This window comes from Paraburkholderia bonniea (genome assembly GCF_009455625.1).
Lineage (GTDB): Bacteria > Pseudomonadota > Gammaproteobacteria > Burkholderiales > Burkholderiaceae > Paraburkholderia > Paraburkholderia bonniea.
The window spans coordinates 2,687,518-2,701,783 of the sequence record NZ_QPEQ01000001.1 but is presented as its reverse complement, the minus strand read 5'-3'; the positions used below and the strand labels follow the sequence as shown (position 1 = coordinate 2,701,783).

Genomic DNA, 14,266 nt, shown 5'->3' with positions numbered 1-14,266 from the left:
CTGACCCCACCGGTTCCTCATGCCTAGCCCTTTTGCCCGTTTTCTGTCGCTTGCCTTGCTCTGCCTGGCGTTGACTATTCCGTATACCGTTGCCGCTCATACCTATCCGATACCCACGTTTTACGCGGAGTTCACGGCGTTATCGCTGTATTTGCTAATGGGGGCTTCGATTGTGCTGCTGGTGCGCACCGCCAGGCCGCGCCTCACGCTGGCGTTTCCCGTCGTCGGGCTGGTGCCGTTGGTGTTTGCGTTGCTGCTGGTCACGCAGTCGCTGGTCTTGCCGACCAGCCGCGCTTCGATGAACTGGCTGGGGGCGGGTTGCCTGCTCGTCGGCTTGATGGCGGCTCAGGCGGGTTACACCCTGGTGCGTGCCCGGCTGGCTGAAACCGCATTGCGTTGGGCTGCCGTGGCTTTGGTGGTGGGCGGGGCGTTTGCGGTGTTTTGCCAGTTGATCCAGTTGTTTCATCTGGAAGCGAAGGTGACACCGCTGGTGGTCGCATACAACGTTCTGGTTGAGCGCAGGCCGTTTGGCAATATGGCGCAGGCCAATCACCTCGCTACCTGCATCGCATTTGCGATGGCTGGCGCGCTATTTCTGGTGCAGACCCGGCGTCTGAATCTGTTCGTGTGGCTGGGGTTGGCGACGCTGTTCTCGCTAGGCATGGCGCTGACCGTTTCGCGCGGGCCGTGGTTGCAGATGGCCGTGATCGTGGTGGCGGGGTTCTGGATGGCGTTTGCTGAGCAGCGGCGCGAGCCAGGGTCAACGCTGCGTTATCGGGCGTGGCTGATTCCGGTGTTGCTGGCGGTGCTGTTTGTGGTGGTGAATGCGGCCGTGCGCTGGGCCAATGTCCGCTATCAGCTTGAACTCGGGCAGTCAGCCGCTGAGCGCTTCAAGGACGCAGGTCAGATCGCGCCGCGTCTTGCGCTGTGGAAGTACGGCTGGACGATGTTTTATACCCATCCGCTGCTTGGCGTGGGCTGGGGCGAGTTTCCGCGTTACCAGCTGGCGCTAGTGAAATCGCTGGGTGGGGTTGAGATCGCTAATAACGCACACGACATTTTTATCGACCTGCTGGCCAAGACGGGCCTGATCGGATTGGCGATCGCGCTGTTTGGCCTCGGTGCGTGGCTGATACGAGTGTTGCGTGTGCCGCATACGGCGGCGCGTGTGTTTGGTCTGGCGCTGATCGGAGTGCTGGTGATGCACGCGCTGGTGGAGTATCCGCAGCAGTACCTGTTTTTCCTGCTTCCGGCGATGCTCGTGTTGGGCTTGCTGGAGACGCGGTCTTTGCGGCTGGTGCCCAGTGGTCTGGCGTCTGGCGTGTACGGGCTGGTGGTGCTGGCCGGGCTGGCGATGCTGTATCCGGTGTACCGCGATTACACCCGGGCCGAAGTGCTGTATTACGGCACGCGTCCGGCTGAGCAATACCGGGCTGCGCCATCGTTCCTGTTCGGTGCCTGGGGCAACTACGGCATGGCGACGTTGCAGCCGATGACCACGGAGAATTTGCCGCACAAGCTGGCGATGCACCAGGATGCGCTCGCGCTGTTGCCTGGTGAGACGGTGTTGCGGCGCTACGCAGTGCTGCAGGCATTGAGCGGCGATACCGCGGGTGCACTCGATAGCGTTGAGCGCCTGAAAATCTTTGCCGAAGAATTGCGCGACTGGCCGTTGCAGCTGGAGCGTCTGTATGCGCTGTGCGACGAGCACAAGACGCTGAAGGACTTCAAGGCGACTTTGGTGGCCAGGTATGGGGTGCCGTTGAAAGCAGGACAACTGGGTGACGATGACGAAGGCGAATGAATGAAGCCGGTGGCCTGGGCCTTGCCTGTTCTTGGCGGGCAGGCCCTGGCGGTCTTGCAGATCGTGTTGGTGATTCTGATTATTTTGCTGATTCAATCGTTATGCCGATCAAATTAGTTTGTCGTGAACCGATAACGCGGGCCGTGCGCTTGACCGTATTCGGTGCGCTCAGTAATGGTTGCCATAGTGATCGGCGCTGATGGCATGTTGCCCTAACCAGTCTGTGCACCCGCATGAGCCGCGCTCTATTGGCCGCCGCGAAATATTCGGCGTGCATGGTGCTTATTCATGGCTTTTCCGATAAAATTTTTCAGCCCGCTTTTTAGAGAAAGCGCACGGGCGAAATACGAATAAACCTTAAGCTCGCTTGATTAAATACCTTGAAGCAGCGGCAATGTCTGCGTTAATCAAATTAAACGGAAATATCTGCGTTAATCAAATTAAGTGGCAATGCCTGCATTAGTCAAATGCATTTTGCAATTAAAAAAATACTGAGAAAAATATGACTCCAGCATATAAAACCCTTTGGCGCTCTGTTTTTTATAGTCTGCTCATTACCTTTCTGGTGGCCTGTGGCAGCACGATCAATAACAGCCAGTCCGTCCATTTTTCAGCTGATTTCGAATCAGGCAGTCTGCCGTTGGTGAAGCAACTGGATCAGCAAGGTTTGTCTTATGAATTGGCGCTGCGCAATGACAACAATGACGCGACCTTGCCAGACAGTTTTCGCACCTGGTGGTATGTCCGTGCTGATAACGTGCCGGTGCAGAAAAACCTGCAGCTTGTATTTACCCGTCTGGGTTTTCCAAATTACTTTGTCCCGGTTTATTCGTACGACAACAAGACATGGCAATACTTCGATGAAAAGGATGTCTCTCTCGCACCGGGCTGCGACATCACACTTCCCGAAACCTGCCGTCTGACTATCAGCAAGACCTTCGCTTCTCCGACGGTATGGATCGCGCGGACCTTTCCCTACACCACGCAAGACCTGGCCTCGTTCATCGCTTCGGTATCGGCCAGCCCTTATTTCCAGACAGAGATGATCGGGCTTTCGCCGGGTTTGGCTAAGCCGTTGCAGCTCATCACGCTTGCCGATAACACGGTTGTCACGCCACGGCAAACCATCTGGATTCATGCGCGCACGCATGCCGCCGAAACGGGGCCGTCGTATTTACTGGAAGGCTTGATTCAAGCGGTATTGTCGAATAACGCACTTGGTCAGGCTTTGCGCCAGCACTACATTTTTAAAATTGTTCCGATGCACAACGTGGATGGCATCGTGCTCGGCAATTACCGCACCAATGCCGCCAGCATCAATCTTGAGCCCGAGTGGTTATTTGATGAGGGCAATGTGTATTTGAATGATGCCGCGCCGTTGGAAAACCGGCTGATCAACCGGATGGCGATGGCACCAGCGATGTTGAATCAGGATGCGCCTGTCGTGCTGGCTTTGAACCTGCATTCATCGAATTCCGATCCTGACACCGGGGCATTTTTCTTTCCGCACTTCGGCAGTGATCCGGCTCGTTATTCCGCACAACAGATCAACTTGTGGAACAAGCAGATCAGTTTCATCAAGGCGCTCGCAGTGAGTTATGGCGGAAAGATTGAGCGCCCGCCCGTTGACGGCGGCGCTGGATTTCTTCAGAGCGCGTTCCCGGAAACCTGGTGGTGGGCCCAGCGGGCAGATGCGGTGACTGCGATTACGCTCGAAACCACTTATGGCCGGGCAGGCTTCAATCACTGGGTGACCCAAAGCGATTTGCGTGAACTGGGTACGGCCGTGGCTAACGCGATTGGCGGTATGGGCGCGGCCTGGAGTCAAACCGGGGTTCAAGCTGGGGTTCAAGCCACGGCGCAAGCTGGGACGCTGCAAGCCGAGCCTGCTGCGGATGATATGTCGATGTTCCGTTTGCCCTTCAAACCGGAAATTTACAAACCGGCGGAATAAGTTCGGTTCTAGTGTGGCGTGGAGGTAAGGCAGTGCCTCACTCTCCCGCCACCCAATCCCCCGATTTCCCGCCACGCTTCTCCAGCACCCTCACATCGGTAATCGTCATCCCGCGATCCACTGCCTTGCACATGTCGTACACCGTCAGCAAGCCGATTTGCACGGCGCTCAGCGCTTCCATCTCAACTCCGGTGCGCCCGAGCGTTTCAACCTGAACGGTGCAGTGCAAGCCAGGCAGCGCATCATCGAGTTCGAACTCAACGGTGATTCGCGTCAACGCCAGCGGATGGCATAGCGGGATCAAATCGGCGGTGCGCTTGGCACCCTGAATCGCGGCGATCCGGGCGATGCCGATCACATCACCTTTCTTCGCGTTGCCGTCACGAATCAATCCGAGGGTTTCTGGCCGCATGCGGATGGACCCGCGTGCGCGCGCGATGCGCCGGGTTTCTGCCTTGCCGCCGACGTCCACCATGTGGGCGTGTCCCGCAGCATCGAAATGGGTCAGTTCAGGCATCAATCACTCCTTGAGAAGGGCGCTCATCATACTGCGTGCCTGGCGCATCACGGCTGCTGTTCAGCATTCGTTGAGCCGGGTTGGGCGCGCGTGACGCTCGTTACAATGAGCGCCAGTTTGCTCCATGCCCGGTCTCGCGCCGAGCGCATGTCTTTTCTTCTTTTCCTGTCTTCCGCTATAGCCCGCCGTGATGCGTCTGAAACGCTCCCTTGCTGCGCTGCTAGCTGCCTTGCTGGCGGTCCCGCCCTGTGCTCTGGCGCAGCTTTCCGCGAGCACGCCTGCCGCTCAAACCGGCCTTGCTGCGCCATCGCCGTCATCATCGCCCGCTGCTATCGCACCTGGCGTATTTGGCGTTTATGGTGGGGCGCAAAGTCGTTTCAATGGTGATGCAGGTGGTTTGGCTGGCTGGCGGACTTCGTCGGTGATGCCGCAACTGCCGGATCTGGGTGATGGCTCGGGCGGCTCGCTTACGCCTCAGGCCGAATTTCGCCTCGGCGAGCGCATCATGCGTCAGGTCCGGCGTGATCCCGATTATCTCGATGACTGGCTGGTGCGCGATTACCTGAATTCGGTCGCGGCAAAACTTTCTGCTGCGGCGAGCGCGCAGTACATCGGTGCTTATCGGCCCGCGTTCGATTTGTTTGCGATGCGTGATGCGCAGATCAATGCGTTTTCGTTGCCGGGTGGCTTTATCGGGGTGAACACCGGCTTGATTACCGCGACTCAGACGGAGTCCGAACTGGCTTCGGTGCTGGGCCATGAGATGGGGCATGTGTTACAGCGCCATATCGCCCGGATGATGGCGACGGGCGAGCGCAGTAGTTACGCCGCGCTCGCTGGGATTTTGCTGGGTGTTCTCGCGGGGGTTGTCGCGCGTAGCGGCGATTTGGGCAGCGCGATTGCGTTAGGTAGTCAGGCGTATGCGGTGGATAGTCAGTTGCGTTTTTCCCGTGCCGCAGAGCATGAAGCCGACCGGATCGGGTTTCAACTGCTCTCGGGTGCGGGCTACGATCCGTATGGCATGACGATGTTTTTCCGTCAGCTTGAGCGCTCTGCGATGGGCGACACCGGCGTGCCGTCGTATGTGCGCACGCATCCGCTTACCGGCGAGCGCATCGCTGACATGGAGGACCGCGCCCGCCGCGCGCCGTACCGGCAGCCGCGTCAGGCGGCTGAATATGGCTTTGTCCGGGCGCGGGTGCGTGTTTTGCAGGAGCGTTCGCGCGGTGCTTATGCCGATGTGGTGTCGCGCCTGCGCAGTGAGATCAATGAGCGGACCGCCTTGAATCTCGCGGCGAATCAATACGGCATCGCTTTGGCTCAAATGCTGCTGGAACGCTATGACGAGGCGGAGGTATCGCTGGCGGCGGCGCGGCAGAGTTTCGCTGCGATGCAGCCGGATGCGCATGGCGCGCAGCGCAGCTCGCCTAGCCTTGACGTGCTGGCGGCCGAGATCGCCCGGCGTGCGGGGCGTGGTCTCGAAGCCGAGCGCCTCGCGGCCCAGGCCCAGGCGCGCTGGCCGGAGTCGCATGCCGCGATTGAAACGCATCTGCAAACTTTGCTGAGCGCTCGGCGCTTTGCTGCCGCTCAAGCACTGGCGGAACAGGAGACACGCGCGGACCCGTTACAGCCAGCATGGTGGCGTTATCTGGCGCAAGCGAGTGCTAGCACGGGCGATGTGCTGACACAGCAGCGTGCGTTGGCGGAGAAGTTTGCGCTGGAGGGGGCATGGCCGTCAGCGATTCGCCAACTGAAGCAGGCGCGTGATATCAAGGGCACGAATTTCTACACGTCGTCGGCCATCAATGCGCGTTTGCACGATTTCGAGGCGCGTTATCAGGAGGAGCGGGATGACGAGAAACAGAGCCACTGATGGTTGTTATGGCCAGCGCGTGTGGGGGCTTGGGCGGTGCGGATAATTCGGATAACTCAGGTAGCCGATAGCTCAGACAGATTAGATAGCCCAGCCCAGCCCAGCCCAGCCCAGCCAACCCAGCCAACCCAGCCAACCCAGCCAACTCAGCCAACTCAGCCAACCCGTGACGCCGGGCTCATGACAAAGCCGAAACGCGCCGGCAATGCGTCACGCGTAGTGGCTTCCAGTAGCAGCGGGAGCACCGGTGCCGGACGCCACCGGAACACCCCGCTATGCCCGGTCTCATCCAGCGTCGCATGTTCAGCGAACAACTCAAGGTCATGGTCGTGCAGCAACGCAAGCCGTGGTGGCGTGGCGTTATCGGCAAAGAGCACGCTGCCTTCTTCGTCGATCAGCCCGATGTCAGGTTCGAACGCGTTACCCGCCTGATCGGTCAGCGTGAGCGTGCCTTGGGCGTCGGTGGCGAGGCGCACGCTCCATGGCGCATACGCCAGTTCGACGTAGACCCGTTGCGGTCCATTCTGAAAAAACCACTGGCCGTGCTCATCGCAGGCGTAATTCCGGTTGATGAAGCTGAGCAGCGCGCGATGGCGGATCGGCTCGCCTGCCGTGCCGCTCGCCTGGGTGGCTTCGTCGCGCATGCGCCAGTTGCCACGCCGGTCGAGCAGCAGCCAGCCGGTGCAGGCTGGCACGTTGGGCCATTTAATCAATGCCTGGCGGACGGTTTCATCCATGGCGGGCAAAGGGCGTGAGATAGCCCAGAACACGCTGCGCGAGCCATTCGATCCGGCCGGGAAATGGCCCGGTCATAAAGCCGACATGGCCGCCATGCTCGGGCTGATCGAGTTCGACGGTCGGGGCGACTTCGGCTGGTGTGGGCAGCGCGGAACTGGGCAGGAACGGGTCGTTGCGTGCATTCAGAATCAACGTGGGCACTGTGATGTGCGGCAGCAGCGGACGCGTGGTGGCGCGAGTCCAGTAATCGTCGGCATTACGAAAACCATGCAGCGGCGCTGTCACCACATTGTCGAATTCATACATCGTGCGGCTGGCTTGCATCGCTGCATGGTCGAAGAGGCCGGGGTATTGCAGGAGCTTTTGCTGGGCTTTGCGTTTGAGCGTTTTCAGGAAATTGCGTGTGTAGATCATGCCGAACCCTTGCGCTAGCACGCGGCCGCCAGCATGCACATCAAGGGGGGCGGAAATCGCTGCGGCAGCGGCGATGAACCCAGCATCAGCGCGGCGCTCGCCGAGCCAGCGCAGCAGCACGTTGCCGCCGAGCGAAACCCCCGCGACGACGATCGGCCCGCGATGAGCCGAGCGCAAACGCCGCAGCACCCAGTCCACTTCGGCGCTGTCCGCCAGATGATAAAAACGCGGCAGCAGATTGAGCGGCCCGCTGCAACTGCGGAAGTGCGGCACGACGCCGCGCCAGCCGAGGCCTCGGGCCGCTGCCATCAAAACATGCGCATAGTGCGAAGCCGAGCCTCCTTCCAGCCCGTGAAACAGCACGAAGAGTGGGGCTTCTGCGTGGGTGTCCTGAGCGCTGGTGGCGCTGACGCTGGGCGGTGACGGGACGAGCCAGTCGAGTTCGATGAAATCACCATCGGGCGTGTCCCAGCGTTCGCGTTGATAGGTGACGTCAGGGCGAGGTGCGATGAGCGCGGGAACGATGGTCTGAAGATGGCCGCTGGGCAGCCAGAAGGGCGCGCGATAGTGCGCTGCTTGAGGTCCAGCCTGAGGTTCAGCCTGAAGTCCGGCTTGATGCCCGGAATGCACTGGCGTGTGGTTTGCGCCAGTGCTGGCCGTAGTTGTGGTTGAGGTGGTGTGTTTGTGGCTGGGGCGCATGGTTGCTGGCTTGACGGGGCTAAATGGGCATTGCCAGCCACGTCGCGGGCAAAAGCGCGGACAGGGTCAATGTAATGCGTCCTGGCCGCGCCGTAGTTTTTGCATGAGTTGCTGAGCGGTCGCTTCGGGCACCGGGCTTGAATGAATATGGGCGATACGCCATTCGCCGCGTTCCTGAACCATCACATAGGTGCTGAAAACCAGCATCGCAGGCGCGCTTTGACCTGGTGAGCTATGCGCTTCCGCGATCACATAAACGACGGTGCCAAGGCTGTCATACACACGGATATCAAGCGGTTCAATCACGGTTGGCATGGCTTCGAGCTGGACCAGCAACCCGGCGCGAATCTGTTCGAGGCCATGCAGATGCTCGCCGCTGGAGCAGATGAAACTGGCGAATTCTTCGTCGATCCACAGTGACATCAGGCGGTCGATATTGGCTTCAGAGATGGCTTGATACCAGGCGTAAAGAGTGTCTGCGGCAGCTTCGAAGATATGGGCGAAACGTGGCATGGCTTGTTGGTCTCAGGTGCGCAGCGCGCAGGTTGGCGGAGTAAGCGTTAGCGCGGAGCCAGCGTGCCTGGTGCTCGCTGGCGCGTAAAAACTGGACGCTAACGGTACAGCAGCATGCCGCGCAGATCGCCAAAGACTTGTTCGGCGCTCAGTTGCCGCAGGCAGTTCAGATGGCCAAGCGGGCATTCACGCGCAAAGCATGGGCTGCATTCAAGGTGGAGCCATTGTACCTTCGCGGACTCTGACAGCGGAGGGGTATGGCGTGGATCGGTTGAGCCGAACACGGCCACTAGCGGGCGGCGCAGCGCAGCTGCGACGTGCATCAGCCCAGAATCGTTCGTCACCACCGCGCTGGCCCGCGCGATCAGCGCGCAGGCTTCGCCTAGCGCTGTCTGGCCACACAGGTTGCGCACGTGCGGCGCGCGCTCAGCGATGGCTTGCGCCAGCGGTGCATCCTTTGCTGAGCCGAGCGCGATGATCTGCGTGTACGGGAACGACTGGCTGACCATTTGCGCGAGGGCGGCAAAGTGCTCGGGCGGCCAGCGCTTGGCGGGTCCATATTCAGCCCCGGGGCAAAACACCAGCAACGGCACGCGCGTATCCAGGTTAAAGCGGGCCGAAACGCGTGCGGCTTCGTTCAGATCGGTTTCGAGATGGGGCGGGGGCAATTCGCCGGGCGCTTTTGCTCCGGGTGCGTAGGCGAGCGCGGCGTAGCGCTCGACCATCGGCATGCGCAGATCTTTGCCGGGGTTGGCGTGGCGCACATTCAGCAGGCCGTAGCGATGCTCGCCGGTGTAGCCGATACGCAGCGGAATCGCGGCCATCCAGGGAATCAGCGCGGATTTAAGCGAATTAGGCAGCACATAGGCGGCGTCGTAGCCGACTTCGCGCAAGTCGCTGGCAAGCTGCCAGCGCCGCAGTATTTGCAGCTTGCCATGGGCGAGGCTGGTTGCGTAGACGTCGCGGACTTGCGGCATGCGCTCAAGCACGGGGGCGACCCAGGTGGGCGCAACCGCGTCGATAACGATGCGTGGGTGCAGCTTGACGAGGCGTGAGAGCAATGGCTGCGCCATCAACGCGTCACCGATCCAGTTCGGTGCGATAACCAGCGCACGGCGCATCAAATAGTTTCCGGAGTTAAAAGAACATGCGACGCGTGATGCGCGCAGCGCTCTGGGGGTTATCAGGGAGGGGGCAGGGCAGTGACGCCTGCCGGCAGGCCTGGGGTCGCTTAAGCAACAGGCTTGAAGCAACAGGCTTGAAGCAACAGGCTTGAAGCAACAGGCTTGAAGCAACAGGTTTAAGTAACAGCCAAGGCCAGGCGGTTCCAGCGGGTACCTGGCCGATGCGGTTACCTGATGCGCTTACCTACGCTTGCCCGCGCTACACCGCGGGCTGTGCCTGGCAAACGGGCAAACGAGCTAATCGGGCTAATGGCCTTTGACGACTTCACCCTCACGCAGCTTGTAACGCGTGCCGCAGTATGGGCAGCGTGCTTCGCCGTGCGTGATATCAATAAAAACCCGGGGATGTGTATTCCAGCGCGACATCGAAGGATTGGGGCAATACGCGGGCAGATCATGGGCTGACAGCTCGACGAGTGGCATTAATCTGGTTTCGCTCATGGGGAGATTCTCTTTCTGGCGTGTTTATAAATGAATGGCGGTTGCGGGCGGTGGGCCGGGCCTAGATTTTGGTGAGCCAGTGGGCGTAGCGCGGATCTTTGCCGTGCACGATGTCGAAGAACCTGGCTTGCAGCTTTTCGGTGACAGGGCCACGTGCGCCGGAGCCAATCGTGCGGTTGTCGAGTTCGCGGATCGGCGTGACTTCAGCGGCGGTGCCGGTGAAGAAGGCTTCGTCGGCGGTATAGACCTCGTCACGGGTAATGCGTTTTTCGATGACTTCGATGCCTGCCTCGCGCGCCAGCGTAATGACTGTATCGCGCGTAATGCCATCGAGGCATGAGGCGAGATCCGGCGTATACAGCTTGCCGTGGTTGACGAGGAAGAAGTTTTCGCCGGAGCCTTCCGAGACATAGCCATCGACGTCCAGCAGCAAGGCTTCGTCATAGCCGTCCGTCGTGGCTTCCTGATTGGCGAGGATCGAATTGACGTACCAGCCGGATGCCTTTGCCCGCACCATCGATACATTCACGTGATGGCGGGTGAATGATGAGGTTTTGACGCGGATGCCTTTTTTCAGGCCGTCGTCGCCCAGATAAGCACCCCACGGCCAGGCGGCGATGGCGACGTGAATTGTGTTGCCCTTGGCGGATACGCCCAGTTTTTCTGAGCCGACCCAGATGATCGGGCGCAAATAGCAGGATTCGAGCTTGTTCTCGCGGACGACTTCGAGTTGCGCGGCGGCGAGCGTGGCGTGATCGAACGGCACGTCCATCTGGAAAATCTTGGCCGAATTGAGCAGGCGTTTGGTGTGTTCGTTCAGGCGGAAGATGGCTGTGCTGCCATCGGTGCCCTGATAGGCGCGCACGCCTTCGAAGACACCCATGCCGTAATGCAGCGTATGGGTCAGGACGTGGATGTTGGCGTCGCGCCAGTCGATGAGCTTGCCATCCATCCAGATTTTGCCGTCGCGGTCGGCCATTGACATGTAATTCTCCAGGCGGGTGCAGGTGTGGGGGCCATGGGTTTGATGAACCGTCTTGCTGGCCCGCACGGGGATAGTGCCGACCAAGCGGCGAAAACCGGCATCTTAGCGTTTTTTTGCCTGCTTAATTAAGCAAACCGGGGCCAAACCAGTGCTAAACCGGAGTAAAACCTGGCCTGGAGCGGCGCTAAATCAAGCGTTGAATCAGTGTTTCAGGCAGATAAGACGCTGGCTTGGCGGAAGCTATAATTCGCGCCATCGCGTTCTATATCAAAAATGCATTTGCGCCAGCGATAGACAGAACGAGTGCCCATTTTGCCGTCACCTGGCGGCGGCCTGCCCGCTGGAGTGCTGGTTTGACGCTTGCTCGCTTGTCTGAGGTTAATCGCCACGCTTTTCGTGAAGGCGTGCGCACCTATTCCCCAACACTGATGGCGATTTTTTCCTGGGGGCTCGTGACGGGCATCGCCATGAGCAAATCGGCGCTCACCGTGCCGCAGTCGCTGGCGATGTCGCTGCTGGTCTACGCTGGTTCGTCACAACTGGCCGTGTTGCCGTTGCTGGTGGCCAAGCTGCCGTTATGGACCATTTTGCTGACAGCCGCGATGGTGAACCTGCGTTTCGTGATCTTCAGCGTGGGGCTGGCCCCGCATTTTTCCCGCTTGCCGCTCTGGCGGCGTTTGCTGGTGGGCTATTTCAACGGCGACGTGATTTATCTGCTGTTCCAGGCGAAAAATTTCCCGACTGATCCCGTGCCAGGCAAGGAAGCGTATTTCTGGGGCATGGCGCTGTCTAGCTGGCTGATGTGGCAGGTTTCGTCGGTGGTGGGCATTTTGCTCGCCAGTCTGTTTCCTGATAACTGGGGCCTTATGTTAGTGGGCACGCTGGCGCTGATTCCGGTCATGGTGTCGGCGATTGTCACGCGTTCAACCCTCGTGGCGGTGGCCGTTGCCTGTGTGGTGGCGCTACTGGCGTTTAATTTGCCGTACCGGCTGGCGTTGCCGCTGGCTGTGATCGCCGCGATTGCGGCGGGCAGCTTCACTGATCTGATGCTAGAGCGCGCCGATTTGCGCCGGATTCGCCAGCACAAGCCGGATACCTTATGAGCTCAACCGAGATCTGGCTGGCCATTTTGGGCATGACCCTCGTCACGATGCTGACCCGCGCGTTCTTTTTGCTGGGCGGTGAGCGCATGGTGTTGCCATCCCGGGTGCAGCGTCTGCTGCGCTACGCGCCTGCCGCCGCGCTGGCTGCCGTGGTGCTCTCGAGTGTGCTGGCAACGCCCCAAGGCTTGTCGTTTTCCCTTTCGAACCACGCGTTGTATGCGGCCCTGGCTGGGCTTGGCTGGTATTTGTGGCGTCGCAGCATGCTGGGCACGATCGTCGTCGGCATGCTGGCATTCACCCTGCTCAGGCTGATGCTGTAGCGTCGTAGCGTTGCGCAGCAGCGGTTGCGACGCGATATCCGGCGCGCTGTGTCTACTGCGCGCGAATACCCGGCATTCGGTATCGCATGAGCCAGAACGGGATGGGGATCGGCTAAAATAGCGCCCTTTCCAGATGCACGCGTAATGCGCAGCCCCCACGTGACACTTCGGTGCTCAATTCGCTGGTTCTCCGTCAATTTCCCGCTGATTGTCCAGCGCTCCGTTGGCCATGCTGGCTGTTTCGGCCAGCGGGTCATTCGTTGCTTCCTCCGGCTGCCGGCCGGCATTTCGCGCGCTGTCTGTCCGTTTTTTCTCTCAACTGCCTCCCCACGCCCATGAACCAGGTATTGCGTCTTTCTGATCTGATCGCTGCCGGCAAGCTTGCCGGCAAACGCGTCTTTATCCGCGCTGACCTGAACGTGCCGCAAGACGAGCACGGCAACATCACCGAAGACACCCGTATCCGCGCTTCCGTGCCCGCGATCCGCGCCGCGCTGGACGCGGGTGCTGCGGTGATGGTCACGTCGCACCTTGGCCGCCCGACCGAAGGCGTGTTCCGGCCTGAAGATTCGCTGACACCAGTGGCGGCCCGCCTGACCGAGCTTCTCGGCTGTGATGTGCCGCTGGTGGCGCATTGGGTTGAGGATGGTGTGAACGTGGCACCGGGCCACGTCGTGTTGCTGGAAAATTGCCGTTTGAACAAGGGCGAGAAGAGCGATTCCGACGAGCTGGCGCAGAAGATGGCACAGCTTTGCGACATCTACGTCAACGATGCGTTTGGCACGGCGCATCGCGCTGAAGCCACCACCCACGGCATCGCCCGTTATGCCCCGGTCGCCTGCGCGGGCCCGCTGCTCGCAGCGGAACTCGATGCGCTGGGCAGTGCGCTGGGCGCACCCCGGCGTCCGCTGGTGGCGATCGTTGCGGGCTCGAAGGTGTCTACCAAGCTAACCATTCTGAAATCGCTCGCAGACAAAGTGGATCAATTGATTGTCGGCGGCGGGATTGCCAACACGTTCATGCTCGCGGCCGGGCTCAAGATCGGCAAATCGCTGGCGGAGGCCGATCTGGTCGCAGAGGCGAAAACCATCATCGACCAGGCACGCGCACGCGGTGCCTCGGTGCCGATTCCTACCGATGTCGTCACGGCTAAAGCCTTCTCCGCTACAGCCACGGCTGAAATCAAGGCCGCGACCGAAGTCGCAGATGACGACCTGATTCTCGATATCGGCCCTGATACGGCCCGGGCGCTGGCGGCGCAACTGGGCAAGGCGGGCACGATCGTCTGGAATGGCCCGGTGGGGGTGTTTGAATTCGACCAGTTTGGCAACGGCACGAAAGTCCTTGCCGAAGCGATTGCCCGCTCGTCAGCCTTTTCGATTGCGGGCGGCGGCGACACTCTCGCGGCCATTGCCAAATACGGCATTCACGACCAGATCAGCTATATCTCGACCGGTGGCGGGGCGTTCCTTGAGTTCCTCGAAGGCAAGACGCTACCCGCGGTCGAAGTGCTCGAAGCACGGGCCCGCGGCTAGCGTGGCGGCCTGCGCCAAACGGGCCCGGCGTGCGCTGCGGCTGAGGCAGGCCGTGAGCGCACGCGCTGGGGCGGCGCTTGCGCCCGTATTGGGTCCTGCTGCCGCTGGCCCTGTAGTTGGCCCTGCCGTTGGCCTGTCTGCGGCACATTCCAGCGTTTTTAGAGCTACAGCGCCAGATTCCACTGG

General features: G+C 60.4%; 13 protein-coding genes. 6 read left to right on the top strand and 7 right to left on the bottom strand.

Annotated features, from left to right (window positions below; translation table 11 throughout):
- Positions 1 to 19 precede the first annotated feature (19 nt).
- Positions 20 to 1,804, top strand: a complete 1,785-nt coding sequence (locus GH656_RS11870) for a PglL family O-oligosaccharyltransferase (RefSeq protein ID WP_153076117.1) — start codon at positions 20 to 22, stop codon at positions 1,802 to 1,804.
- A gap of 502 nt (positions 1,805 to 2,306) precedes the next feature.
- Entirely contained in the window at positions 2,307 to 3,758 is a 1,452-nt protein-coding gene (locus GH656_RS11865; protein ID WP_153076116.1) for a M14-type cytosolic carboxypeptidase, read from the top strand.
- Positions 3,759 to 3,795: 37 nt separating this feature from the next.
- Here the strand turns inward: GH656_RS11865 and moaC are convergent, their stop codons facing one another.
- Positions 3,796 to 4,275, bottom strand: a complete 480-nt coding sequence (gene moaC, locus GH656_RS11860; protein WP_153076115.1) for a cyclic pyranopterin monophosphate synthase MoaC — start codon at positions 4,273 to 4,275, stop codon at positions 3,796 to 3,798.
- 190 nt (positions 4,276 to 4,465) lie between these two features.
- Here moaC and GH656_RS11855 point away from each other — a divergent pair, with 190 nt between their 5' ends.
- A complete protein-coding gene (locus GH656_RS11855) occupies positions 4,466 to 6,148 on the top strand; it encodes a M48 family metalloprotease (RefSeq protein WP_153076114.1) in 1,683 nt (560 codons plus the stop codon).
- Positions 6,149 to 6,303: 155 nt separating this feature from the next.
- Here GH656_RS11855 and GH656_RS11850 read toward each other — a convergent pair whose 3' ends face one another.
- The 6 genes from GH656_RS11850 to GH656_RS11825 form a co-directional block, all read right to left on the bottom strand.
- Positions 6,304 to 6,885 carry a DUF2946 family protein gene (locus GH656_RS11850; protein WP_153076113.1) on the bottom strand — a complete coding sequence of 194 codons (582 nt, stop codon included), beginning with the start codon at positions 6,883 to 6,885 and terminating at the stop codon, positions 6,304 to 6,306.
- Positions 6,878 to 7,999 (bottom strand): YheT family hydrolase, encoded by a 1,122-nt coding sequence (locus GH656_RS11845; RefSeq protein WP_153076112.1) that lies wholly within the window; start codon positions 7,997 to 7,999, stop codon positions 6,878 to 6,880. Before GH656_RS11845 ends, GH656_RS11850 begins: the two co-directional genes overlap by 8 nt.
- A 66-nt stretch (positions 8,000 to 8,065) precedes the next feature.
- The gene (locus GH656_RS11840; RefSeq protein WP_153076111.1) at positions 8,066 to 8,512 is read right to left on the bottom strand and encodes a nuclear transport factor 2 family protein; all 447 of its coding nucleotides are present in this window, start codon (positions 8,510 to 8,512) and stop codon (positions 8,066 to 8,068) included.
- A 98-nt stretch (positions 8,513 to 8,610) separates the two neighbouring features.
- Entirely contained in the window at positions 8,611 to 9,633 is a 1,023-nt protein-coding gene (waaF, locus tag GH656_RS11835; protein WP_153076110.1) for a lipopolysaccharide heptosyltransferase II, read from the bottom strand.
- A 309-nt stretch (positions 9,634 to 9,942) separates the two neighbouring features.
- Positions 9,943 to 10,137 carry a zinc-finger domain-containing protein gene (locus GH656_RS11830; protein WP_153076109.1) on the bottom strand — a complete coding sequence of 65 codons (195 nt, stop codon included), beginning with the start codon at positions 10,135 to 10,137 and terminating at the stop codon, positions 9,943 to 9,945.
- Between the two features lie 61 nt (positions 10,138 to 10,198).
- The gene (locus GH656_RS11825) at positions 10,199 to 11,122 is read right to left on the bottom strand and encodes a branched-chain amino acid transaminase (RefSeq protein WP_153076108.1); all 924 of its coding nucleotides are present in this window, start codon (positions 11,120 to 11,122) and stop codon (positions 10,199 to 10,201) included.
- A 353-nt stretch (positions 11,123 to 11,475) separates the two neighbouring features.
- Here GH656_RS11825 and GH656_RS11820 point away from each other — a divergent pair, with 353 nt between their 5' ends.
- From GH656_RS11820 to GH656_RS11810, 3 genes are all read left to right on the top strand, one after another.
- On the top strand, positions 11,476 to 12,225 hold the full coding sequence (locus tag GH656_RS11820; RefSeq protein ID WP_153076107.1) for an AzlC family ABC transporter permease: 750 nt from the start codon (positions 11,476 to 11,478) through the stop codon (positions 12,223 to 12,225).
- Positions 12,222 to 12,545: an AzlD domain-containing protein gene (locus GH656_RS11815; protein WP_153076106.1), complete on the top strand. Its 324-nt coding sequence runs from the start codon at positions 12,222 to 12,224 to the stop codon at positions 12,543 to 12,545. Before GH656_RS11820 ends, GH656_RS11815 begins: the two co-directional genes overlap by 4 nt.
- Positions 12,546 to 12,880: 335 nt before the next feature.
- Positions 12,881 to 14,080, top strand: a complete 1,200-nt coding sequence (locus GH656_RS11810) for a phosphoglycerate kinase (RefSeq protein ID WP_153076105.1) — start codon at positions 12,881 to 12,883, stop codon at positions 14,078 to 14,080.
- Positions 14,081 to 14,266 lie beyond the last annotated feature (186 nt).

Bases quoted from the DNA above. Each gene is read 5' to 3' on its own strand.
- GH656_RS11870 (WP_153076117.1), top strand. From the start codon at position 20: ATGCCTAGCCCTTTTGCCCGTTTTCTGTCGCTTGCCTTGCTCTGCCTG.
- GH656_RS11865 (WP_153076116.1), top strand. From the start codon at position 2,307: ATGACTCCAGCATATAAAACCCTTTGGCGCTCTGTTTTTTATAGTCTG.
- moaC (WP_153076115.1), bottom strand. From the start codon at position 4,275: ATGCCTGAACTGACCCATTTCGATGCTGCGGGACACGCCCACATGGTG.
- GH656_RS11855 (WP_153076114.1), top strand. From the start codon at position 4,466: ATGCGTCTGAAACGCTCCCTTGCTGCGCTGCTAGCTGCCTTGCTGGCG.
- GH656_RS11850 (WP_153076113.1), bottom strand. From the start codon at position 6,885: ATGGATGAAACCGTCCGCCAGGCATTGATTAAATGGCCCAACGTGCCA.
- GH656_RS11845 (WP_153076112.1), bottom strand. From the start codon at position 7,999: ATGCGCCCCAGCCACAAACACACCACCTCAACCACAACTACGGCCAGC.
- GH656_RS11840 (WP_153076111.1), bottom strand. From the start codon at position 8,512: ATGCCACGTTTCGCCCATATCTTCGAAGCTGCCGCAGACACTCTTTAC.
- waaF (WP_153076110.1), bottom strand. From the start codon at position 9,633: ATGCGCCGTGCGCTGGTTATCGCACCGAACTGGATCGGTGACGCGTTG.
- GH656_RS11830 (WP_153076109.1), bottom strand. From the start codon at position 10,137: ATGAGCGAAACCAGATTAATGCCACTCGTCGAGCTGTCAGCCCATGAT.
- GH656_RS11825 (WP_153076108.1), bottom strand. From the start codon at position 11,122: ATGTCAATGGCCGACCGCGACGGCAAAATCTGGATGGATGGCAAGCTC.
- GH656_RS11815 (WP_153076106.1), top strand. From the start codon at position 12,222: ATGAGCTCAACCGAGATCTGGCTGGCCATTTTGGGCATGACCCTCGTC.
- GH656_RS11810 (WP_153076105.1), top strand. From the start codon at position 12,881: ATGAACCAGGTATTGCGTCTTTCTGATCTGATCGCTGCCGGCAAGCTT.